Here is a 22,215-nt window from a genome sequence, read left to right as displayed (position 1 = left end):
GTCAATCCTGAACGAGGAAGCCCCGCCAGTAGAAGCGACCGCGGAACGACCCACCGGTGGCCGGGGTGTCGAGGCGGAAGGTCAGAGTGCGCGACATGCCGCCTCCGACCGTGATGGGGATGCGGTGGATATGCCCGTCAGCCGTGATCTGGGTGAGCGAGACGTTGTTCGCAAACCGTGTGGCGTCTGGGGTGGATGCCTGGTCGAGGTCGCCGATCGAAACGATCGGTTTCGTCGTGGCCGTAACGTAGTCCGCGATGAAGCCCACCTCCTCCACCACGACCAAACTACCGCTGAACGGCACGGAAATGTTGACCGGCAGACCGACTGCCACGAGTACGCCGTGCAGTTCGCCAGCGCCATCGACGAGCTGGATCGAGTGGTCGCCCCCGCTACTAAACACGAGTGGCGGCGACTCTGCCGTGTAGTCTATGGAGCCGCCATCGAACGCGTTGTACCCATACTGCTGGCCAGCCGGGGACGCTGGGAGGTACACATGCCCATGCTGGTATGTGCCGTACCCGTCCAGATCCTCGATGGTTGGGGCCACCCCCAGGTCGACGAATGCTGACACCCCCACTGCCGACGGGGACCCGCCCGTCAGGTTGACGCCATACACGGAGTCGCTCGGCGCGAAAACGCGGCCGATGTGCGGCACGGCCGACATGGAGAATCGCCCGCCAGGGATGCTCAGTACGCCCCCAGACACGACTGGCACGTTCGCTTCAGACCCCTGCATGAACGAGTCGAGGGTGGCTGCTGTCACACGGGCCTGCATGCTGGTACCTATGGGCCAGCTCATCCCCGGCGCGCCCTCGATGTTGCGCTTGACGTCGAACGCGGCAGTACCGAACTCGTGCCGTACGATCGCTACGACCTCGAACTGCCCGGGATTGGATTCGTGGGTCAGGGTGACGAGTTGGCACTCCGCATCGGTCGGGTACTGGTTGGGGTGCAGGTAGTCATCCACACCGTAACGGCCTTCGAGCGGAGCGAACTTGTCTTCCCATCCGTCAGTGGCCACGGTGATGAAGCTGGAGCTAGGGTCGTTCGGGTTGCTGGGCAGCTCTGCGGCCAGCACCGCCTCGGCGTTGTTGGAGAAGCGAAGGTTTTTCATGGCCGCCGATCAGACCTGGGTCAGGCGGAAGATCTTGGCCGCACCGTCCGACCACCGCACGGAGACGTTACTGCCGCCCGTGGTGAGCGGGAAGCCAGTGATGTCTGTGATGCGCAGCAAGAGCGGAGAGTTTGCCGGGGTGCCGGTGTCTTTGTAGATCAGGACAGACCCGAGTATCGATCCGGCGGCAAGCACGCCCAGGTCAATGTCGTCGGCGTTGAACGCGCCGTCAGTGATGCTCTTGGTCGTCAGCGTCACCGCAGTGCCGACCACGGAAGGGACGTCCGCAAGGAACCGGTGCGATGGATCGTACACATAGCTGGACGGCAGGGCCACCGCCTTCAGCGTGTCCGTCAGGAAGTTGATGCTGCCGGAGATCGCTGCTTCGCCACCCAGCGGGTAGAACGGGAGGCCGAGCTGGAGAATCTTCTTGGCGTCGTCGTTCCACGGAACAGTCAGTGCGCCGCCGTTGGTAGTGAATGGGAGACCGACAGTGGGGCCGGAATCCAGGTACAGCAGAACGGGAGAAGTGGACGTGTTGCCAGTGTCCTGGTACACGACGATGGCCTTGACGGTGTTGCCTGGTGGCAGCGGCCCGAAATCAAGATCATCAGCATCGAACACACCGCCCGTCACGGACTTGTTTGCGAGGGTCTGGTCGGTACCGATGCGGGTTCCGAGGCTCGACACGAACTCGTGGGTCGCGCCGTAGGCGTAGGTACTGGACACCAACGCGGCCTTGATGGTGTTCGTCTGGAGGTTGATGGCGCCAGACAGAATCTTCTCTGCGCCCTTCGGGTATACGGTGTTGGTCATGCTGTGGTGACTCCTTGGTGGCCGCCAGTCTCAACGCCTGGAGCAGTTCAGCCAAACCCTACAGGGGGGAAGGCCCGTGTACGATGACGCCATTCACATTTGGAGACATCTATGCGCTGGATGCCATTTGCCGCCCTGATCGCTTTTGCCTTTTTCGCGATGCAAGCATCTGCTCAAGTGCACAGATGCAAAGATGCCTCTGGCAAGCTGACCTATTCGGATCAGCCCTGTGCGTCAGGCCAAAACGGCGAAATCATTGAGCGCCAGAAGTCGCGTGAGCAAATTTTGGAAGAACGCCTGCAAGCAGCCGAAGCCAACGAGCGCAAGTACCGCTCCCAGGCAGCGCAACAAGAAGTGCAAATGTTCGAGCAGCAACAGCGCTTGTCGGTAATGCCTCCGAGCAGGCAGCCTGCGGCACAAGACAAGGCAGCATCTCGCCAGTGCAAAGAGGCGCAAAAGGAATTGGAATTCGTCAGCAGCATCCGTACCCTCTCACAAAACGAAAAACGAATGCGCACCAATGCAGCCATTACTTCTGTCAACGCAGCATGCGGCTCCAACACGCAGCTGATGCAGGAGCCTCCAAAGGTAGTCGTGCAACCAAGAAGCAGCGGACACCCTCAAATGGTCACCGACCAACACGGTCGATCCTGCTCGGTATTTGGTAGCACGGCCACCTGCAATTGACCCAATGTGTGGTAATTCTCGGGGTTCGACCCAAGGTCTGAGCAGAAAGAATGACGCCCCCCTGTAGGGTTTGGCATTCAGCAACGCATGAGAACAATGGGACTCCATCGCAGCCACCCGGCGGCGCACTGGAGCAACCCCATGAACGCATCACCCAACAAGGGCGGACGCCCCCGCAAGGTCATCAAGCCCTTCCAGCCGCTGGAGCAAGTCACCAGCCCCACGGTGGATACCGACGCCGCCGCCTACTACCTCAACCGCCGCCCACAAACACTGCGCGGCTGAAGCCAGCAGGGCACCGGGCCGCTCAAGCCAAAAGCCGTCATCAGTGGCCGCCTGGCCTGGCCCGTGGCCGACATTCGCCGCCTGCTGGGCATCAAGGTGAAGGGCTGAGCCATGACCGATCAAAAGAAACCCATGCCCATCGTGTCGCTGTTCGATGGCGAACCCTTGGCGTCATCAGAAGCCTTGGCCGTCGGCGTGAATCACTCGCATGAAAGTGTCATCAAGCTGGTGCGAAAACATCAAGCCAGCTTGGAGCGATTTGGAAGGGTCAGATTTCAAATCCAATCCTTTCCCACCAATGGTGGCCCCCAGGCGCGCGAGGTTGCATTGCTCAACGAGCCGCAATCCACGCTGCTTATCACCATGATGCGCAACACCGCCATCGTGATCGAATGCAAGGTGCGCTTGGTCGAAGAGTTCTACCGCATGCGCGACGCTCTGAGCCAGCGCGCTCAAGGCCTGTGGCAGCAGATGCAGGCATTGATAGCCCAGGAGGTGGAGTCCAAGATCAAGGCGTCATTTGGCTCACGCCTGATGCTCGACCGGAAGCAGGAGATTCCGTTCTTCAAATCTGAGCACCAGCGATTGGAGGCGGAAATTCAGCCAGCGCTGCCGCTGTTCCACTGAGCGGCTGATTAATCCACCAAGGTCAGCTTTCCCACCCGCTGCGCCACGGCATGGCGGCGCTGCTCCAGCTCGGTCAGGCGCTCGCGCTTGACGTCGCCCGGCAGCAGCCGACTGGCCTCGATCCGCTTGGCCTGCGCGTTGATCTCGGACAGCTGCCTGGCAGCGTTGGCATAGGCCATGCGGTTGCGCAGCTTGGCGCCGTCGCGCTCCTGGATCTGCGCCGCCTTGTCCATATCGCCCGTCTTGATCGCTTCGCGGTAGGACGCGTAGGCCTGCTCCGCGCTGCGCGCCTGCTCGTACATCTGCGTGACGTAGCGGCTGCTGCCAGTGGGCAGGTTCTCGACAAAATTGCCTGCCAAGAACACATCCTTGAGCCGCATGCCCGGACGCTCGCCACGGTCTGCCAGTGGGCGCAGGGCGTAGTCGCTCACCGTCAAGGCCGACGTGCCCACCCACGAGAAGTACCCCCGAATCAGGTGTTCCACCTGCTTGGGAGACAGGGCCGCATACTCGCCCTTCACCAGCTGTGCCGGGTCAGGCAGCCCCAGAGCCCCCAAGAACTTGGCCACCTCGGACGTGCGCTCGCTGTAGCGGTCTTGCGGGCGCAGGCGCTGGTCGGCCTGGCTCTCGATGGCCCGGCCAGTAAAGCTGTCCTTGTTGGCGTACAAGTCCAGCAGCGGCTTGAAGGCCTGCGGCACCGGGTTGAATGAGAACGTGCCGGAAAGCATGTGGCTCACGCGCTCCATGTAACGCTTGCCCGTCATCTCGTCGTCCAACATCAGCTCGGCAGTGCGCTCTGCCAGCGTACCAATGGCGCCCACCTCAAACGGCTTGGGAATGCGCAAGGCCGTGCCGCCCACCTTGAACCACCAGTAGGCGTCCCGATCCCAATCCTCGCGCCGCTTCCAATCCTCGTCATCACCGTAGAGGGCCATCAGCGCCAGGCTGGCCAACGCTACCGCACCCGTCACAGCGCCAAACCGGCGCGGGTTCTCCATCGCTGCGCGGCCCAGTTTGTCCAGGCCCACCAGGCGTGCGTTCAAAAACGGCACCGTCTGGGTCAGGAACCGCACCACCGGCGCGCCGCCACTCATGCTGAAGTCCATCAGGTCGCGCGCCATGAAGGATGCCTCGGCGTGCGTCTTTCCCTTCTTGATGAGCGCATCGTACAAAGCGGCCCGGTTGACGTTCTCGGCGCGATCGCCAAACTCGTTGTAAACGTCGTACAGCTCCTTGAGCTGGCCCATGAATTTCTGCGTGCCGCTCTTGTCCAGCACCACGCCGCCCAGCTTGGCCACCTGCGCGCGCAGTCGGTCGGTGTTCTCTTGCGTTCCAAACTTGATTGTCCCTCCCGACGCCAGCATGGATGCGTACACCTGGCTGTCGCTGGCCGTCAGCTTCCAGCCGCGCGCCACGTTGCCTGCCGGGCTATAGCCCAGCTCCGATTGCGCAATCGCCGACACCGAATCCCGAACCAGGTTGCGAATCTTGAACGTCGGGTTCACCGTCACGCCCCAGGTCAACAGCTGCTTGAGGCCAGACAGCGGCTTCATGAGCGGGCTGGGCACATAGTGCAGCGCACTGATGGCCTCCAGCAAATACGGGTCTTCCACCAGCCAATGTTGGGCCATGCCGCCGCGCATCACCTTCACAGCGCCCTTGGTGTCGGCGGGCACTGGGTAAGCAATGGCCAGCTTCTCGGCGGCATCCATCGTGGCCAGTGCCGCCCGATTCTTGGCAGACGCTTGCAGCAGATGGCTCCAGTTGAGCAGCATGTTCTGCAACAGGTCAGCGTTGAGCTGCTGCGTGCCGCCCTTGAGCTTTTGCCACGCCTTCTGATTGATCAGGCCCGAACTGAACTTCGGCCCCTTCATGTCGCCCTCTTCCATCATCCGGTAGAACGGCACATAGGGCTGGTCTTTCATCAGGTCATAGGCGCCCTGGTCAATCAGGCCCGAGTCCATCGCCAGCTTGAGCATGGCATCGTTGTAGGCGTTGAGCTCCTGCAAAGCCTTGGCATAGACCAGCACCCGCGCCGCGCCGTCTGCCATCTTGCCCGCGTTCAGCGTCTTGAGTGCACTGATGTCGTCATCCGTCATCAGGTTCTCTTTGCCCTCTGCCTTCAGGCGCTCGGCGCGCTGGGCAGCAATCCACATCATCCAGCGGTCTTGCTCGCCCTTGAGGCTGGCCAACACCTTGGCAAAGCCGCCATCCTTGATGTCCACATCGGGCGCACCGTCGCGCATGAAGGGCTTGCCGTACAGCAGCATCGCCTCCAGCGTACCGTCCGTGCCCTGGGACATACGCGCCTGCATGTAGGCATTCTGGTCAAGCTGCTTGATGGCGGCAAACTGATCCACCAGCCCCTGGCGCAGCTTGAGCCCAAGGTTTGCCTTCATGGCAGCCATGCGCTCCTTGAGCGTGGGCACCTTCTGCACGCCAGCCACCCTCTTGTAGGCCGCCTCCTGCTCTGGCGTCATGGCGCCCATGGAGCTTTCGATGGCCGTGGGCGCGGCGCGGCTGAACTGAATGTTGTCAGCAGATGGGATGGCTGCTAGACTGCCAACGCCCCCCGCACCCGCTGGGCCGCCTCTCTCTGTAGAGTCCTGGCGCGTAGGCCGATCCAGCGATGGAACTGTGCCACCGGAGGCCATTGAGCCAGCTCCCAGTCCATCTCGGGGAAGTGTAGATTTGGACTGCGTAGATGGGCGTGCGTCAATATCCGGCCGCCCTTGCATCTGGTTCAACTCAAATGCCGTCACCACCCAGGCATTGCTGCCTGGGCGTTTGACCAGGCCAACGCGGTAGCCATCACGCTCCAGTTTTAACGCTACGGTGTTGGCATATGCGCTGCGCTCAAGTTCCCGGCCAGAAGCGATCGTGTTCACCATCTGCGACAGCGCATCAATGGCCTCCTGCTCGCTCATGCCGTCCTTGCGCTGACGGGCCTCAAGGATATGACTCAATCCCATGGCCCCCTTGGTCTTGCCGCTCGGCTTGATCCTGCCCTCGTCGCCCCACACAAAATCCACCCAGCCCAGCCCATTGCGGAACATGGCGCGGTTCACCGATGTGCGTTCTGTCAACGCCTTGGCCAGCGCCTGACGGCCACGGGCCACATTGGCCTCGACAGATTTCATCGCACTGCGGCTGAACGAAGGCCCCTCAACGTCTAGCACGCTCGCCCCCAGCGCATCGAGGCTTGTCCCTGTGGCCAGGTTCTCCCGCTGCGCAATGCCAAACGCCAGATTCACCAAGTCCTGGCTCTTGAACAGCTCAGGCTTGCGCGTGATCTTGTCCCACACCTGGCGCAGTGCAGCGCGCACCTGGCCCAGCCAGCGCTCCACCGTGCCCTGCGGCGCCACGGCGTTCGGCCTCACGCCCATCTCCAGCGCTACCTGCACAGCGTAGGGGAACAGCTCTTGGGTGGAAAGCTCAGGGCCCGACGCCCGAACGCGGCGCACAGCCTCGTCGTACACGATGCGCTCCATGCTGCCCACCTTGGCCTTGGCCCAGCCGCCCAGGGCGCCGTGCAGCCGGTTCCAGCCCTCCTCGCCCAGCACCGCCGGGCCGTGCTTGTGCATCAGCTCGTGCGCCACCACGCCCAGCTCATCGCCCTGGCGGATGTTGTCGGCAATCAAGAACACGGTCTTGCTCTTGGGGTCGTAGAAGCCCTGGGCACGGCCAGCGTCTCCCGACGCCTCCATGCCGGTGGGCCCAATCAGCGGCTCCCAGTCCTGCTTGATCTCAGCCGATGTGGCCACCACGATGCGCCCCAGCCGGTTAGGCAGCAGCCCCAGGCCGTTGACCAGCTCGCGCACCGCAGCGCGCACCGATTCCTTGGTGGCCTGCTTGGGCGGACTGCCCAGCGCCAGGATGGCGCGCGCGAGGTCGGGGGACATGGGCGCATCAGCACGGGCATAGTTGGCAGAATCGTCCTTCAGCGCTACACTGGCGCTGCCGCTTTGGCCCCAGGGAGAAGGGGAACTGCTTTTATCGGCAGTTGGCGCGCTGGTCCCGGCGCGCTCCCAGAGCGGTTCATTTAGAGAATTCTCTCCCTGAGCGATGGGGGCATCCTGACCGGACACAGCATCAGGACTGCCAGCATACAGGGGTTGCCGTCCGGTGGCAGCCGAGCGGGGTTCGCTCCCGCTCCAGAGAATTTTTGCCCCCTTGCTCTCTTGCTTCTCCAAATAATTACGGCTGACCGGAAATGCCGTGTTCACCCGGTAGAAATCGCCTTCTTGTGCGGCTTCCAATTGGACGAACATGACATCGCGTCGCCCGGTAGAAACTGCTACCAGCAATTGCCCACCCTTGGATGCCTGTAACACCTCGTTGAAGCCATTGGCAATGTGGGCCACAAAATCCTGAACTGACGCAAACCCCGCATTGCGAATTTGGTTACCGTGGTTGGCCTCAATGTGCGCCAGTCCCCACCCCGTTCCATCGGCATTCTGCACACCCTGCTGCAACCGGATTACTCCCGCCTGGCGCCGCATGGCCTTGCCCATCTCGGGCGTGATCTCGCCGTAGTCCAGGCCGCCATCGGGGGCAGGCACGAAGTCCTGCGACCCTGGGACTGCACGGCTGAACATCGCCCCCGCCCCCTGCGCATCCGCTCCTGAATCAGTAGCTGCCTGCGCAGGCGTGGCGCGCGCTGCACCCTCAGCCATGCGCGCACTGGGGAACTCGGCAACCTGGGCCAGCACATCCCGAATCGGGGCTTTCAAACGGATGACCTTCACCGGCTCGCCCGCAGCGCGCTTGGCCAGCCATTGGTGGTGCCCATCGACAACATGGCCATCTGAGGACACCAGAATCGAGCCCTCCGAGCCCTGAAACTCGCGCGCTTTCTTGACCTTGCCCGGCGCAAACTCAGCTTGCGTGGGCTTCAAATCGTTGGCAGGAACCTCGCCCGCAGCACTGTCGATGCCGCGTGCCTTCAGGAAGTTGACCAGGGCGCCTCGGTGTTCGGCCTTGATCTGCGGCATCTGTGCGCGGGCAATGCCCAGCGTCCCGGTCTCCGGCGCAAAGGCGCTCCACTCCTGGTCAATTGGGCCGGAAGACAGGTCTGCGCCGTCTTGCGCCGCGCCAGTTTGCTGTGCATCTACAGCGTCAATCTCGGCCACGATCTGGGCCAACCGTTTGCCCTTGGGCTCCAACCCCAGCGCGCGCGCCACGCGCCCCGCCTGGATGGCGTTTTTGCGCCAGGTCGGGTGGCGCTCTGCGGCGGCGGGTGCGGCCTGGGCGGGCGGTACCAGCGCAGCCTGCTCGGGCGCAGGCTGCGGCGCCGGGGCAGCGGGTGCAATGCCCTGCCCGGTCGGGTTGGCCTCGCTGCCCAGGCGCGCAAAAATCTCTGGGCGGCTCAGCGTGGGCCGCGGGCCCAGCAAGCTGCCCTGGTGCGTGTTCTCGTCGGCAATGCGCGCCTGCTCCAGGGCCAGCTGGCCCCAGCGGCGCAGGCCCTCGGCCATCTTCTTGGGCGTGCGGATGTGCTGCGCCAGGTACGCGGCCACCGGGTAGGCCTCGGGGCTCATGTCCAGATCCTGGTTTTGCAGCACGTCCGACAGCTTGAGGCCCTGGCGCGCAGCGTTCACCGCCATCTTGGCCGCGTCCGCCACGGCGCCGCGCACGTCAAACTCGCCCGCGCCCTTGAGGTTGGCCAGCACGCCCGAGGCATCCGCCGCCGCCGCCATCACCGCGCGCGCATCCGGGTCGGTGGCCTGGGCATACAGCTGCACCAGCTCGTCCGATTCGTAGGCCTGTTTGAACGTCGCCGCCATCAGCCGGTCCACCGCCTGGCGCGTGGGTGTGCCGTCCGGGTTGAGCATGTCGCCGCGCTCGGCCACCGGCATGGCGCTCACGAACCCCTTGATGGCGTCGGGCGTGGGGTTGCCGCCCTCGTCAAAGGCCAGCGTGCCCACGTCCAGGCGCCGGGCATCGTTGCCCGCCTGCTCCAGCGGCGAGAGCTTTTGCGTGGCCGTGATGTTGGTGCGGTCGCCCATGTCGCGCGTCACGTCCGCGCCCTGCATCACGCGCACCAGCACCGGGCGCTGCATGGTGGCCAGGGCCTGCGCGTCCACGCCCAGGGCAGCGGCGTCGCCCGCCAGCTCCTGGCGGTAGCGCTGGGCCGTGCCCATCTGGTAGGCCGCCTGCAAGCCTGCCGTGCGGCCATTGCCCGCCACCGAGCGCAGCTTGCCCGGCGCGCCCGTGGCGTACTCGGCCACCGTGGTGCCGTCGGCGTTGTTCGAGGCGATCAGGTCGAGCGCGTCCACCACCGCGTACTGCGTGCCCATGCGCTGGCCATGGCCGTCCACCACCGTCTCCGGGCGGCCCAGCAACGCCGTGGGGGGCAACTCGCCAAACACCACCGGCGCGCCCGAGGTCATGTCGCGGGACGGCCCCACGCGCAGGTAGTCCGGGTTGGCGGCAATCTCCTGCATCTGGGCAATGCTGGCCGCGCTGGTGCGGTCGCGGTTTTGCAGCACCACGGGGTCGGGCTCGGGGGCAAGCGCCGGGGCCGGGCCTGCGGGTGGCATGTAGGCGCCAGAGTCCACCGCCTGGACAGCGATTCTGGACAGCGGCCCGGCAGCGGGGTCGAGGCCCATGGCCTCGGAGGGGCGCTGCACGGGCTGGGGGGCGTAGCGGTGCGTGAACTCTGCCTCGCTGCCAAGCGCCACAGAGCCATCAGGAAAAACAGCAGGCGTGCCCGCCAGGGGAGAGTAGCCCAGCTGGCGTTTGGCCGGTGGATCACCTATCGCCAAAGAGCCGGTATCGAATTGCCTCGGCTCCATCTCCAGCCCCTGCGAGCCGCCTGGCGCTGCGCCGCGTTCCGTGTCCCACTGTGGAGTGGCATCAACGGGCTCATAGTCCAGGGTGGCCGCACGGGCGCGCTCCACCTCCGCAGGGTCTTCCAAGCTCAGGCTGGACGTGTCCACCTCGCGTGTGAAGTCCATTCCACCTTCGCGCGGCGCTGACGCCCCCGGCGAAGTCGTGAAGTTTGCCTCTGCCACCCCCGGCGCATGGGCGGCTGATGCCGTGCCGGTGGCACCCATGGTGCTCGGGCCTGCGGCCCCAGGCTCGGTGTCCCACTGCGGAACCGTGGCATCTGCTTTGGCCTGCGCGTCTGCCGCTGCTGCCTCGGCGTTCTGCCGGGCTTTGGCGTGGGAACTCCCACCGCGCAGATTCGCCCCGGCCCCCATCACGCCCCCGGCCAGCGCGCCTTCCGTACCCGCGCGCGCCACGCCCTCCATGAGCGGCTTGCCATCGGCAAAGTTGCTCCACATCTGCTCCTGCACAGACTGGGGCAGCTCTTGCAGTACCGCTTCAGACACCATGCCGCCCAGCACGCGCTGCTTGAGCGACAGCGGCACATCGGCACCGGCGCCCGTGCCGACCTTTGCCATGGCCGTCTCTGCCGTCTCCAGCCCCATCTTGTTGGCCAAGCGACCAGCACCCACGCCAATGACGGCGGTGCCCACGCCAGCGCCCAGCGCCGCCAAGGCGTTCTTCTGTTGGTCTTCCCCCTGGTAGCCGTCCATCTGCTGGCCAGCCGTCACGGCGCCCTCGCCCACGCCCGCGGCCACAGGCGCGGCCCACTTCTCGCCCACCGTGCGCGCCACCAGACCAGGCGTTGCAGCTCTTGCCGCCGTGCCCGCAGCAGCATCGGCTGCCACGCCAGCCACGCGCCCTGCGCCCAGCAGTGCTTTGGAGGCCACGCCGCCCGCCACCATCGAGGGCAGCGACTCGGCCACCTGGTTGGCGGTGTAGGCCGGATTGCTCAGATAGGCGCCCGCAATGTCAGCCGCGCTCCCGTCCTTCCACGCAGCATCCACCGCCTTTTTGCTGTCTTCGTAGCCCTGGGAGAACTTCGTTTCGCCAGCCCACTTGCCCGGCTGAAAGCCCGTGGCCTCGCCCAGCGCATCGGCGGCCTTAGTGAATGGGCGTGCGCCAGTGGCCAGGGCAATGGGCAGGTCAGCCAGGCCAGTGACCATGCCGGGCAGCTTTTGCGCACCGACCTTGAGGGACTTGCCCAGGTCGGAGATGGCGCCGCCTTGGGCTACCGGAGCAGCATCCAGAAAGCTGTCGATTTGGCTCTTCGTCTGTTGCGCAGAAGAATTGCCGTCAAGGAAGTCGTCAATTTGGCTCATTCCCCCAGTGTTTCCACTGCGGGGCTGGGCGTCGAACCCTACAGGGGGGACGAAATCATGAGCTGCCTATGCGGCAGTGAACACAAGGCGGATGCCTTGGCAGTTCAACCGAACAACTCGCTGTGCGTGCCCAGTCGCTTGAAGATAACAATCTCCATGCCCTTGTCATCAGGATGCGGGTCAATGCGGTAGATCAGCAGGAAGTCACCGCCCAGGTGAATGTCACGGTCGCCCGCGTCCCACTCATCGTCCGCCGTCAGGCCGTGATCACTCCACCGCTGGGCAAGCACCTCTTGCGCTGTGTGCGCGATGAGCAGGCCGCCCACCTCGTTCACCAAGGTCATGTCATAGCGGCCCGCAGCCGCCATGCGCAAGTAGTCTTTCCTGAAAGTCCTGGTGTAGGCAATGGTGCGCAGCGTGCGCCCTTTCTTGCCGGCCATCAGGCTTCATCCTTGTCCATGGCTGCCAGCATAGCCTGCACGCTGGCATGACCAGGGCCACCGTTCTTGGCAATGTCGCGGGCTTCCTTGGTCGCCTGGCGATTCGTCTGCTTGCGCACATGCAGGGCCTGAGCCTGCTCAGCCGTCAGGCGAAGGTCAAAGGGAATGCCGTTGTGCAGCACCACGCCCTGCAAAAACATGCGCACCGCACCGTTCATGTCCAGCCCCAGTGTGGAGAGAATGTCGCTGGCACTATGAAACAACTTATCGTCAACCGTTGTACGAACAATGCTCATTTGATACTTTCAATGGTCAATTCTTGTTCTATTTTATCGGGCGTTGGAATGTCGTGCAAAGCGGGGCAAACTGGGCACCATCAAGGCTGCGGGCGATGGCCAAGGAGATCAACCTATGAGCAACATCAAGACCCGGCCATTCGACATGGCCAACTACCTCAACAGCGAAGAGGAAATCGCTGAATACCTCCGCCAAGTCCTGGAAGACAACGGCCCCGCCGAGCTGGCCGGGGCGCTGGGCGATATTGCCCGCGCGCGCGGCATGACACAGCTGGCCCGCGACACCGGTCTTTCTCGTGAAAGCCTTTACAAAAGCCTTTCTGGAGAGCGCGCGCCAAGTTCCGATACGCTTTTCAAGGTCATCCACGCCATGGGGTTCAAGCTCTCGTTGGAGCCCATGACAAACGCCTGACGCGCCGCCTTCTTGGCGGTCGATGAAAAATCAATAGCCCAGCTTTGCCAAGGCAGCCGCTTTCTGTTCGCGGGACATGTTGGCATTGTTCCGGATGGCCAAGGTTTCCGGCGTTTCCGTCAATGGCTTCCGCCCGCCGATAGGCACCTGCTCCACCGTCCCATCTTCCAGCGTGCGCACCAGCGCCTGGCCGCCTCGCACCACCTGCCCGGTATCGGTCGTGGTGTCAGGCAAGGCCACGGTCTGCATGCGGTCAGCCGCCGTCTTGCCGCTCAGGGCAACCAGGCTTCGCTGGGCCACCTTGCGCTGCTCTGGCGTGGCCTTCGGGTCAAGCAACACATTTCGCAGCTGCTCTGACTGCGCCGCTGCACGGTTGCTGAAGCCCTGCGTTTCTTGCTCCATGGCGAGTTTGTCGCGCGCCAAGCCCTGTGTCTGGCCAAAGCGGTTGTTCTGCCCCACCTCCTGCATCTGCGCCCGGGCCGTGGAGCCAGCCTGCTGCATACCCTCGCGCTGGATGGCTGCGTTCTCGCGCATTGCGGCTTGCTCCATGCCCGCCTGCGCACCACGCGCTGCAAAGTCCGCGTTCTCCAGGGCAGCGGCATAGGCCCGCTCAGGCGACACGCCCTTGTGCTTGTCCCAGCTACCGCCGTTGTTCATGATGGAGCTGGCCGACACCTGGGCATTGCGCAGCGCGTTCTGCGCTGACCAGCTGTTGCCACTGTGGGCCACGGTGGGGGCCTGGACTCCCCGTGGCACAGCGCCTGGTTCGGATGGCAGGCGCATCATGGCTTGCGCCGCAGAACGCGCGCCCAGTGCATCAGCAGCAGCCATGTTCTCAGTGCTGACCTGTCCACCGTTGCGCGGCGCCTGGCCATTGATGGTGATGTCGCCAGACACGTTGGTGCCAGAGTAGCTGTTGCCCTCGCGCTTGACGTCGCCGATGCTCTGCATCGCCATCGCAGCCTGCGATTGGGGCGGTGGCGCTGCCGGGTTCACGCTGTCCGGGTTGATCACGCCGCGCCCAGCGCCTGCGCCCACAGGCAGCGAGTTCATTTGCTCCCGGGCAGACTGGGCTGTGGTGCTGGCAGGCGCTGGAGTTTGCGGTGCGTACATGGACTGGAGCGCATTGGATGCCGAAGATTCAACAGCAGCGCGGTTTTTCGCAGTCATTGGCCCCTCCTGCGTGAAATAGGACGGCTGCATATCAACCGACTTTTGCTGGAGTTCGAGGTAATTTTTTCTCGCCGCCTGGCTGTCCGCTGGACTGGCTGATGTGCTCGGGGCTTGTTGCCAGCTCTGCAATTCTTGGGCTGCTGCCAGCTTTTGGTTGTGCGCCGCTACTGGATCTGGCTGCGCTGCGGCAGGCGTAGGCTTGGGCGCGGTGGGCTGATTGCCTGGCAGCGTGCTCATTTGCTCCCGGGCGCTGGTGCCCACAGAAGCACTGGGCGCTGTGGGTGTGGCAGGTGCTGCACCGGGCAGCGCGGCCATGCGCGCCGCAGCAGACTGTGGGGCGGCTGGCGCAGCCGTCTGCACCTGCGTCACACCGGGATTGCTCATGGCCGCCGCAGCGTCGCCAAATGAGTTCTTGCGCGGACCACGGCTGAGCGCGTCGTCGATTGCCATGAGGAGGTACCTTTCGAGATTCGTTCCCCGAAGTCTCCCCGCGCACAGCGCGACCGCAAAACCCTATGGGGGGGCTACCAGGAGCACGCCACCACGGGCGGGCGCCGGTCACGCTGCTTGCGCTGCACATTGGCGTCGGGCCGCTCACCGAAAGACGCTGTAAACAGGGCTCCATACTCGCCCGCCTTCATCTTGTCGAAGGTCTCGGCGTCCTGCTTGAGGTAGGCGCAGCGGTACACCCAGTACCGGACGCCACCGTGGTGGCCAAGCAATCTTGTCACCGACCCGGCCCCGTGCCGAGCTTTCGCTTTGGCGCTGGTAGCCTACCTGAGCAAACCTGAGTTTCGAGAGCCCCTAAAGACACCCGCCCGGCCCACCGCCGGGTTTTTGCTTTCGGCGCGCGGCTCAACTTCCGCCAGTGGCGGGAGTCCAGTGCCCGCAGGCTGTGGGCTTCGTCCTGGTGCCGGTGAAACCCCAGGTTGCAGCGCCGCACATGGGAGCACCCTTGTAGGGTTTTACTGCGGCGCTGTGCGCGGGGAGACTTCGGGGAACGAATCTCGAAAGGTACCTCCTCATGGCAATCGATGACGCGCTCAACCGTGGTCCGCGCAAGAACTCATTTGGCGACGCTGCGGCGGCCATGAGCAATCCCGGTGTGACGCAGGTGCAGACGGCTGCGCCAGCCGCTCCACAATCTGCTGCGGCACGCATGGCCGCGCTGCCCGGTGCAGCGCCTGCCACGCCCACAGCGCCCAGTGCTTCTGCGGGCGCCAGCGCCCGGAAACAGATGAACACGCTGCCAGGCGCCGCGCCTGCATCGCTGGAAAGTCGGGTCAACCAGATACCAACCGGCGGCCTGAGAGCGCCAGCGCCGGATGGCTCTCAGAATGACCTGCTGAACACAGACATTGGGCGCAACGCGCGGAACGCCATGATGGCCTTGCCTGGTGTCGGTAGCTTGGCGCGGGTGGCCAGCACTGGCGGCGCTATCAGTTCGGGAATCAATGCTGCATCGTCTGGTCTGAGTGCTGCCTCGCGCATGATGGCCTTGGGTGCTGGCGTTGCTGCTGCTGGGCCCGCACCTGCGGCGGCCAACACCACAGTGCCCGGCGCAACCACAGCCCAGTCTGCCCGGGAGCAAATGAACTCGCTGCCTGCGGGCGCAGGCGCTGGGCGCGGCGTGATCAACCCGGACAGCGTGAACCCGGCAGCGCCACCGCCTCAATCGCAGGCTGCGATGGCGATGCAGAGCATCGGCGACGTCAAGCGCGAGGGCAACAGCTACTCTGGCACCAACGTGTCTGGCGACATCACCATCAATGGCCAGGCGCCGCGCAACGGTGGACAGGTCAGCACTGAGAACATGGCTGCTGCTGATGCACTGGGCGCGCGTTCTGCGGCGCAAGCCATGATGCGCCTGCCATCCGAACCAGGCGCTGTGCCACGGGGAGTCCAGGTCCCCACCGTGGCCCACAGTGGCAACAGCTGGTCAGCGCAGAACGCGCTGCGCAATGCCCAGGTGTCGGCCAGCTCCATCATGAACAACGGCGGTAGCTGGGACAAGCACAAGGGCGTCTCGCCTGAGCGGGCCTATGCCGCTGCCATGGAGAACGCAGATTTTGCAGCGCGCGGTGCGCAGCCGGGCATGGATCAAGCCGCCATGCGCGAGAACGCGGCCATCCAGCGCGAGGGTATGCAGCAGGCTGGCTCCACGGCCCGGGCGCAGATGCAGGAGGTGGGGCAGAACAACCGCTTTGGCCAGACACAGGGCCTGGCGCGCGACAAGTTCGGCTTGGAGCAAGAAACGCAGGGGATCAAGAACCAAGGCGCATCACTCATCAGCGCGATGCAGACACAAATTGCGCAGGAGAAAGACCCGGCCAAGCGGCAGGCCATCGTGCAGCGGCTGCGGGAAATGCAGGGGCAGACACAGCCATCGGAATGGGGGGTGCAGGTCACGCCCACAACCAAAAACGTTGATGGCAGCACCAGCATGGGTAGCGTGATCCGCTTCAACAAGGCAACCGGGGCTGTGGAGCAGGTGCCTATGGGTGGGCGACGCTGAACCAGGCCATGCCCTGGCGCTCCACCGCCACGCCACAGTGCAACCCCGGGTTGCAGGGGGCACCACCAGAGCAGCGCCCGTGGTGGGGCGCTCCTTTCTGAGCTGCCTACTCGGCAGTGAACTCAACGCGCAGGAAATAGGGCAGCTTTTCTTTTTTCTGAGCTGCCTACTCGGCAGTGAACGACTTAATGGCTCAGTAGATGAATCTGCGGAATTTCTGAGCTGCCTACTCGGCAGTGAACAAAAATACCAGGCCGCACTGAGCCGGGCGGCATTTCTGAGCTGCCTACTCGGCAGTGAACCCCGAGCCGCCCAGCTTGCAAGAGGTGGTGGTTTTCTGAGCTGCCTACTCGGCAGTGAACTCCCTCCAGCCCCAACCCTGTGGCCTTCTCACTTTCTGAGCTGCCTACTCGGCAGTGAACGAAATCGTGAAGATGATTGCCGCAGCGCGCAATTTCTGAGCTGCCTACTCGGCAGTGAACACCCCGGGAATGCGCTTCATGCGACCGCGCAGTTTCTGAGCTGCCTACTCGGCAGTGAACGCGCCGCTCGAAACCGGGGGGTCTTTTTTCACTTTCTGAGCTGCCTACTCGGCAGTGAACGACCCGCAGCTTAGACGGCTCAATTCTCCACATTTCTGAGCTGCCTACTCGGCAGTGAACTAGAACCAGAAACGGGCAATTGATTGTCGCGCAACGAGAAAGCGCATGGTTGCGCGGCTTACCCTTTTTCTTTCCGCCAGAGCGACGAATTCGAAAAGGGTGCAAATTCTGCCGAAAACATCGCACCAAACCGCGCCACCAGCGTGACCACCCTGACGCCACGGGAAACGCTGGCGCTGTCCAAGCTGTTGGCCGGGGTGGTTCTGGCCTTTGGTGCGGGAAAGTAGGCGCACGGCTCAGTTTTGAGCCACGAGGCACACCCCACCACCAGCCCGGCCACTGCGCCGGGTTTTTGCTTTGTGACGGGGGTTCCAGAGCGGTACGAAAACGGCCCCTCGCCTGTTGGCAAAAGTTGACGTTTGCTGGCAAATGCAGGCATTCAGGATGCCTTGACACTGCACCACGCACTGCTGGAACTTCAGTTTCCACAGCCACTTCATAAAACTTCAGTTTCCAGCCGCAGATTTACAGGAAGGGGGTTTCCACGGGAACCTGTCAAAACCTTACCTTCGGGACGGTGCGCAAGGATGCGGTGCGCGGTCTGGTGCGCACGGAAAGCGGCGTGTGAACCTGTCAAAACTTTACATCTTGGGCGGTACGCAAAGAGGTGGTACGCAAGCTGGTACGCACGGAATCGGGGGCGCTGGCACAGGTTAGCGCTGGCAGGTTAGCGCCGTGGTTAGCGCGCAAACCAGGTGTTGGTAAACAGCGGGGTAAACAAGGAATCGGGCGTTTGCGGGGGCTGGACCGCGCTGGCTATGCGCCCAGTGTATGCAGCCTACCGGCTCAAAATTGAGCCGGTAATGCTCTGCGATCTCGGGGTGGCTGCGCCTGGCAGGCCGTGGCGGGGATCCCCGCTTTGCCCGTTGGGGGGCAAACCGGGATTGCCCGCTTTGGTAGCCCGCTCTGGTGGGCATCCAGTTTGGGCGAACACCGAGCAAGCCGCGCAGCACTTAGTAAAACTTAGCATTCAGCGCGCCGCGCAGCCCCGAGTTTTCCGAACAGTACGCGCGCGCGAGAGGTCTGCACGAAGCTGCCAATGGTTTCCAAGCCTGTTATCAAAAGTCATGGTTCAAGCGGGCATTGCTGCTCACTGCGCATTCACCGTGCTGCTGGCAAATGCTGGCACCACGGCTGAATTTTCATCCCTCGATGGCAAGGGGGTGGATTTCAAATCTGACCCCTTGGCGAGGTGGCCACCTGTTCTGGGCTGTCTCCAAACTGGCGACGGATGCGCTGGCCCGTGGAGCAGCGCCAGCACCGTCGAGATTCCGGTGCTTTTCCGAAATCCTCTTACATCCGCCGTTACATCCTGACCAAAAAAAGCGCGCTACCGTTTTGATAGCGCGCTTTCCTTATGTAGCTTGGTGGGACGTGCGGGGGTCGAACCCACGACAAACGGATTAAAAGTCCGCTGCTCTACCAACTGAGCTAACGTCCCGTTTTGTTAAGATGATTATTTATCGTACTTAGCAAAGATTTGAATTATAGCACTACTTTTGACCTTCTTTTACGAATAGCTAAATTATCCAGAATCCAGCCCGCAGCGCACTGACCAAACGTAGCGGTCACAGACACCACCGATCCATAGCCATGGCAATTCAAAGTGCCATCGCTATCCATCGCACATGAAGCGTCCGGGGGCGCCACAGCTTCACGGCTGAATACACAGGTGACACCGATTTTTTTGCCCTCACGCGGCGCGCCATGTTGTTTGCGCAAGCGATAGCGCAACTGCGCCAGCAACGGGTCGTGCGTGGTCAACGCCAAATCGTCCACGTCCACTTTGTGCGCATGCCGCTTGCCACCGGCTGCACCCACACTGATCAACAAGCATTTTTGTTGCAGAGCCCAAGCTGCCATGGCGGTCTTGGCTTGCACTTGATCGCAGGCATCAATCACAGCATCAACCGGATGTGGCAACAGTGATGGCCAGTTGCCGGACTCAACAAACTCTTCCACACAAAAGACTTGGCACTGCGAATTGATCCGTGCCACGCGCTCACGCATGGCCTGGACCTTGGCCTGCCCGATAGTGTCGTCCAGCGCATGTATTTGGCGGTTGATGTTCGATGGGGCGATGTGGTCCAGGTCAATCAAAGTGAGACTTCCTACACCACTGCGGGCCAGCGCTTCCACTGCCCACGAACCCACCCCGCCAATGCCCACTACCGCCACATGCGCAGCGCGAATACGTGCAGCACCTTCGAGACCATACAACCGGTCGAGGCCACCAAAGCGGCGCTGCTGTTCGGCACTGGAATCGTCGTACACAGCGATTTCTAACGGTACCGACATCATTTCAAACGGGACAACCGCTCCTTGGCGGCCACGGCAGCTTCAGACTGCGGATAGGCGCGCAACAGGTCTTCCAGCGTTTTGCGAGCGCCACGGGTCTCCTTCAGCTCCAACTGACAATTGGCAATCGACAGCGCTGCCTCAGGTGCACGTGCATGGTCTGGCATAGCTGCCAGCAAAGCCTTGAAGTTGACTATGGCTTCTTTGTAATCCCGCGTAGCGTATTGGGCGTTGCCTAACCAGAAACGGGCAGAAGGCAAATACCCACTGCGGGGATACTGCTTGATCAAATTAGCAAAAGCACTTTGTGCTTCGGCAAACTTGCCCGCCCGAAACGTGGCCAACGCCGCATCAAAATCACGCTTTTCTGCGGGATCGGCGAGAAACTCTTTGCCATCCACAGTGACCTTCAGAGGCTCAAACTGGCGCAAACGCTCGTCCACACCCTGTGCCATGTCTTTCTGGTGGCGCTGCAACTCAGCCACCTCGCGCATAAGCTGCTCGTTCTGGCCGCGCAGCTTGGCGGTTTCCATGCGCAGGGTTTCAATCTGGTTTTGCAATTCGATCAGGCTACGGCGCAGTTGGGTGCCATCGTCGCCAGAGCGGCGCAGATCCTCACCGGCCCGCTGACTGGCTTGCTGCAATTCGTCCACACGTTGGCGCAATTCCAGAATGGCCCGGCGAGCCTCACCATCCTCAAACAAGACTGCATGTGCCGCAGGCAAAAAAGCGCCGGACAGCGCCAACGCGCACAACGTACGCACAAACCGTGGGTGCATGGTGGCGCCGCCCATCAACGGTAAGACAGCTCAGCGCGACGGTTTTGCGCGTGCGCGTCCTCGCTGCCACCCAAAGCAGCAGGCTTTTCCTTGCCAAAACTGACGGCCTCGACCTGGCTGTCTGGCACGCCCAGCAGGCCCAGTGAACGGCGCACAGCCTCAGCACGCTTTTGCCCCAGTGCCAGGTTGTATTCACGACCACCACGCTCATCGGTATGGCCTTCAATCACCACGGTGCGCCCCTGGCCGGACTTGATAAAGCGGGCATGTGCATCAATCAGCGACTGGAAATCTGGCTTGATGACGTAGCTGTCGTAGTCAAAGTACACCACACGGCTGACACCCACCGGGCCTGCGCCGTCGCGTCCGGATTGGGACAGGTCTACGCCCGTAACACCACTTTGCCCAGTGCCACCTGCATTGGCACCATTGCCTCCAGTGGTTGGCAGCGAAGTGCCGGACTTGTCATCTACAGGCACGTTATCCAGGTTGACGCCTGAACTGCAACCGGCCACCAGCACAGCTGCAGCCAATGCGAAAGAAATACGTTGGATCATTCAAAAACTCCTGAAATTCTGAAATGGATAGCTCGACGCGCTACGGGTCTATTGCTTCTGGAAAGGGCCCCAATCGGGCTCGCGGATATCACCGCTCTGCCCTGCCAGCCGGGCCTTGATTTTGCCGTCCAGCGTGGTGGTCATCAGTGCTTCGCGGCCTTGCTGCTGCGTGGCGTACACGATCAGTCGGCTATTGGGTGCAAAGCTGGGATTTTCATCGGCGCCCGTGTCAGTAATAGCACTGACCGTGCCGCTGGACAAATCCATCACATGCAGCTTGAAGGCACCGCCCACGCGCGAGACATACGCCAGCCAGCGGCCATCGGGGCTCACACTGGGCGAGATGTTGTAGCTGCCCGTGAACGTGACGCGCTCGGCATTGCCACCGCTGCTGGCCACGCGGTAGATTTGCGGCGCCCCCCCCCGGTCGCTGACGAAGTAGATGCTGCGGCCATCGGAGGAATACACCGGCTCGGTGTCAATGCCGGCGCTTTGCATCAGTCGGCGCGGTTCGCCACCGCCCGCGTCAATGGTGTAGAGCTGGGAGTTGCCATCGCGGCTGAGCGTGACGGCCAGCGAGCGGCCATCGGGCGACCAGGCGGGCGCACTGTTGGAGCCGCGGAAGTTGGCAATCAGGCGTCGCCGTCCGGTGGCAATGTCATGTACGTACACCACGGGCTTGCGCGACTCAAACGACACATAGGCCAACTGCAACCCTGAGGGCGACCACGCGGGCGAGATGATGGGCTCGGGGCTGGACAGGGCGGCTTGGGCGTTTTCGCCGTCCGAGTCGGCCACCCACAGGCTGTAGCGCGATCCCGCCTTGGTCACATAGGCAATACGGGTAGAAAAAACACCGCGCTGACCGGTCAGTTTCTCGTAGATGAAGTCGGCAATGCGGTGTGCAGCCAGGCGCAGATCGCCCGGGGCCACCACATAGCTTTGGCCGCCAAAATCCTGGCCACGCACCACATCCCAGAGCCGGAAGCGGATATCAAAACGCCCATCGGCCAATCGCAGCACGCTGCCCGTGGCCAGTGCGTCGGCACCTTTTTGTCGCCAGGGCGCGACGTCAGGGCGCTGTGTTTCATCCAGCACAGCGCCCGTGGCATCTACCGAGCGGAACTGACCGCTGCGCTCCAAATCGGCCAGCACGATGGCCGATATTTTCTGGGGCGACTGCTCCTCGCCCCGAAACGGGGCAATGGCAATCGGCAACTGGGTCAGGCCCACGCCAGACACCTCCACCCGGAACTGGGCGAGGGCGGGCAACGCAGAAGAGGCCGCAGCAGCGGCCAGCACATGGCGTCGGGAGGGGCGCGGCCACGCCGCGGGGGAAGATAGTGTGAGGAATCGGTCGGTAGTCATTCGCAGCCAACAGCAACCGGGCAACGGCCGGTG

General features: G+C 63.1%; 17 protein-coding genes, 1 tRNA gene and 1 CRISPR repeat array. Of the genes, 6 read left to right on the top strand and 12 right to left on the bottom strand.

The genetic code is table 11. The annotated features are described in order from the left end of the window. Position 1: 1 nt before the first annotated feature. The gene (locus EV674_RS09600; protein ID WP_119014514.1) at positions 2-1,117 is read right to left on the bottom strand and encodes a hypothetical protein; all 1,116 of its coding nucleotides are present in this window, start codon (positions 1,115-1,117) and stop codon (positions 2-4) included. A 9-nt stretch (positions 1,118-1,126) separates the two neighbouring features. After that, positions 1,127-1,933 carry a hypothetical protein gene (locus EV674_RS09595; RefSeq protein ID WP_119014515.1) on the bottom strand — a complete coding sequence of 269 codons (807 nt, stop codon included), beginning with the start codon at positions 1,931-1,933 and terminating at the stop codon, positions 1,127-1,129. A gap of 111 nt (positions 1,934-2,044) precedes the next feature. On the opposite strand from EV674_RS09595, the gene EV674_RS09590 reads away from it, so the two are divergent. From EV674_RS09590 to EV674_RS09580, 3 genes are all read left to right on the top strand, one after another. Then, positions 2,045-2,620, top strand: coding sequence for a DUF4124 domain-containing protein (locus EV674_RS09590; protein WP_243647378.1), 576 nt, complete (start codon positions 2,045-2,047; stop codon positions 2,618-2,620). 141 nt (positions 2,621-2,761) lie between these two features. After that, the gene (locus tag EV674_RS17750) at positions 2,762-2,905 is read left to right on the top strand and encodes a hypothetical protein (RefSeq protein ID WP_241525018.1); all 144 of its coding nucleotides are present in this window, start codon (positions 2,762-2,764) and stop codon (positions 2,903-2,905) included. Positions 2,906-3,016: 111 nt separating this feature from the next. After that, positions 3,017-3,532: a Rha family transcriptional regulator gene (locus EV674_RS09580; protein ID WP_119014516.1), complete on the top strand. Its 516-nt coding sequence runs from the start codon at positions 3,017-3,019 to the stop codon at positions 3,530-3,532. A gap of 8 nt (positions 3,533-3,540) precedes the next feature. Here EV674_RS09580 and EV674_RS17570 read toward each other — a convergent pair whose 3' ends face one another. The 3 genes from EV674_RS17570 to EV674_RS09560 all read right to left on the bottom strand — a co-directional run bounded on the left by EV674_RS17570 (position 3,541) and on the right by EV674_RS09560 (position 12,418). Further along, positions 3,541-11,682 carry an LPD38 domain-containing protein gene (locus tag EV674_RS17570; protein WP_193552717.1) on the bottom strand — a complete coding sequence of 2,714 codons (8,142 nt, stop codon included), beginning with the start codon at positions 11,680-11,682 and terminating at the stop codon, positions 3,541-3,543. 104 nt (positions 11,683-11,786) lie between these two features. Beyond that, the gene (locus tag EV674_RS09565) at positions 11,787-12,122 is read right to left on the bottom strand and encodes a type II toxin-antitoxin system YafQ family toxin (RefSeq protein WP_119014517.1); all 336 of its coding nucleotides are present in this window, start codon (positions 12,120-12,122) and stop codon (positions 11,787-11,789) included. After that, complete coding sequence (locus EV674_RS09560; RefSeq protein WP_119014518.1) at positions 12,122-12,418, bottom strand: type II toxin-antitoxin system RelB/DinJ family antitoxin; 297 nt, start codon at positions 12,416-12,418, stop codon at positions 12,122-12,124. Before EV674_RS09560 ends, EV674_RS09565 begins: the two co-directional genes overlap by 1 nt. A gap of 115 nt (positions 12,419-12,533) precedes the next feature. Here EV674_RS09560 and EV674_RS09555 point away from each other — a divergent pair, with 115 nt between their 5' ends. Continuing rightward, a complete protein-coding gene (locus tag EV674_RS09555; protein ID WP_119014522.1) occupies positions 12,534-12,830 on the top strand; it encodes an addiction module antidote protein in 297 nt (98 codons plus the stop codon). 30 nt (positions 12,831-12,860) lie between these two features. Here the strand turns inward: EV674_RS09555 and EV674_RS09550 are convergent, their stop codons facing one another. Beyond that, a complete protein-coding gene (locus EV674_RS09550) occupies positions 12,861-14,453 on the bottom strand; it encodes a hypothetical protein (RefSeq protein ID WP_132750412.1) in 1,593 nt (530 codons plus the stop codon). Between the two features lie 74 nt (positions 14,454-14,527). Then, positions 14,528-14,734 (bottom strand): hypothetical protein, encoded by a 207-nt coding sequence (locus tag EV674_RS09545; RefSeq protein ID WP_132750411.1) that lies wholly within the window; start codon positions 14,732-14,734, stop codon positions 14,528-14,530. Between the two features lie 293 nt (positions 14,735-15,027). Here EV674_RS09545 and EV674_RS09540 point away from each other — a divergent pair, with 293 nt between their 5' ends. After that, the gene (locus EV674_RS09540; protein ID WP_132750410.1) at positions 15,028-16,518 is read left to right on the top strand and encodes a hypothetical protein; all 1,491 of its coding nucleotides are present in this window, start codon (positions 15,028-15,030) and stop codon (positions 16,516-16,518) included. A gap of 94 nt (positions 16,519-16,612) precedes the next feature. After that, positions 16,613-17,180: direct repeats of the CRISPR family, unit length 28 nt; unit sequence TTTCTGAGCTGCCTACTCGGCAGTGAAC. A 23-nt stretch (positions 17,181-17,203) separates the two neighbouring features. Then, a complete protein-coding gene (locus EV674_RS09535; protein ID WP_132750409.1) occupies positions 17,204-17,407 on the top strand; it encodes a hypothetical protein in 204 nt (67 codons plus the stop codon). Positions 17,408-18,545: 1,138 nt separating this feature from the next. Here the strand turns inward: EV674_RS09535 and EV674_RS09530 are convergent. From EV674_RS09530 to tolB, 5 genes are all read right to left on the bottom strand, one after another. Then, positions 18,546-18,621, bottom strand: a tRNA-Lys gene (locus EV674_RS09530). A gap of 44 nt (positions 18,622-18,665) precedes the next feature. Then, the gene (locus tag EV674_RS09525) at positions 18,666-19,481 is read right to left on the bottom strand and encodes a tRNA threonylcarbamoyladenosine dehydratase (RefSeq protein WP_119014265.1); all 816 of its coding nucleotides are present in this window, start codon (positions 19,479-19,481) and stop codon (positions 18,666-18,668) included. Further along, positions 19,478-20,257 (bottom strand): tol-pal system protein YbgF, encoded by a 780-nt coding sequence (gene ybgF, locus EV674_RS09520; RefSeq protein WP_193552710.1) that lies wholly within the window; start codon positions 20,255-20,257, stop codon positions 19,478-19,480. Before ybgF ends, EV674_RS09525 begins: the two co-directional genes overlap by 4 nt. A gap of 14 nt (positions 20,258-20,271) precedes the next feature. Next, positions 20,272-20,814, bottom strand: a complete 543-nt coding sequence (gene pal / locus EV674_RS09515) for a peptidoglycan-associated lipoprotein Pal (protein ID WP_119014263.1) — start codon at positions 20,812-20,814, stop codon at positions 20,272-20,274. A 48-nt stretch (positions 20,815-20,862) separates the two neighbouring features. Beyond that, the gene (gene tolB / locus EV674_RS09510) at positions 20,863-22,182 is read right to left on the bottom strand and encodes a Tol-Pal system beta propeller repeat protein TolB (protein ID WP_119014262.1); all 1,320 of its coding nucleotides are present in this window, start codon (positions 22,180-22,182) and stop codon (positions 20,863-20,865) included. Positions 22,183-22,215 lie beyond the last annotated feature (33 nt).

Origin of the sequence: Simplicispira metamorpha (genome assembly GCF_004341365.1) — a bacterium.
Taxonomy (GTDB): Bacteria; Pseudomonadota; Gammaproteobacteria; order Burkholderiales; family Burkholderiaceae_C; genus Simplicispira; species Simplicispira metamorpha.
Note: the sequence above shows the minus strand (reverse complement) of the source record. Positions and strands in the feature narration are given on the sequence as shown.

Bases quoted from the DNA above. Each gene is read 5' to 3' on its own strand.
- EV674_RS09600 (WP_119014514.1), bottom strand. From the start codon at position 1,117: ATGAAAAACCTTCGCTTCTCCAACAACGCCGAGGCGGTGCTGGCCGCA.
- tolB (WP_119014262.1), bottom strand. From the start codon at position 22,182: ATGACTACCGACCGATTCCTCACACTATCTTCCCCCGCGGCGTGGCCG.
- EV674_RS09590 (WP_243647378.1), top strand. From the start codon at position 2,045: ATGCGCTGGATGCCATTTGCCGCCCTGATCGCTTTTGCCTTTTTCGCG.
- EV674_RS09580 (WP_119014516.1), top strand. From the start codon at position 3,017: ATGACCGATCAAAAGAAACCCATGCCCATCGTGTCGCTGTTCGATGGC.
- pal (WP_119014263.1), bottom strand. From the start codon at position 20,814: ATGATCCAACGTATTTCTTTCGCATTGGCTGCAGCTGTGCTGGTGGCC.
- EV674_RS09525 (WP_119014265.1), bottom strand. From the start codon at position 19,481: ATGATGTCGGTACCGTTAGAAATCGCTGTGTACGACGATTCCAGTGCC.
- EV674_RS17750 (WP_241525018.1), top strand. From the start codon at position 2,762: ATGAACGCATCACCCAACAAGGGCGGACGCCCCCGCAAGGTCATCAAG.
- EV674_RS09595 (WP_119014515.1), bottom strand. From the start codon at position 1,933: ATGACCAACACCGTATACCCGAAGGGCGCAGAGAAGATTCTGTCTGGC.
- EV674_RS17570 (WP_193552717.1), bottom strand. From the start codon at position 11,682: ATGAGCCAAATTGACGACTTCCTTGACGGCAATTCTTCTGCGCAACAG.
- ybgF (WP_193552710.1), bottom strand. From the start codon at position 20,257: ATGCACCCACGGTTTGTGCGTACGTTGTGCGCGTTGGCGCTGTCCGGC.
- EV674_RS09540 (WP_132750410.1), top strand. From the start codon at position 15,028: ATGGCAATCGATGACGCGCTCAACCGTGGTCCGCGCAAGAACTCATTT.
- EV674_RS09565 (WP_119014517.1), bottom strand. From the start codon at position 12,122: ATGGCCGGCAAGAAAGGGCGCACGCTGCGCACCATTGCCTACACCAGG.
- EV674_RS09555 (WP_119014522.1), top strand. From the start codon at position 12,534: ATGAGCAACATCAAGACCCGGCCATTCGACATGGCCAACTACCTCAAC.
- EV674_RS09550 (WP_132750412.1), bottom strand. From the start codon at position 14,453: ATGGCAATCGACGACGCGCTCAGCCGTGGTCCGCGCAAGAACTCATTT.
- EV674_RS09560 (WP_119014518.1), bottom strand. From the start codon at position 12,418: ATGAGCATTGTTCGTACAACGGTTGACGATAAGTTGTTTCATAGTGCC.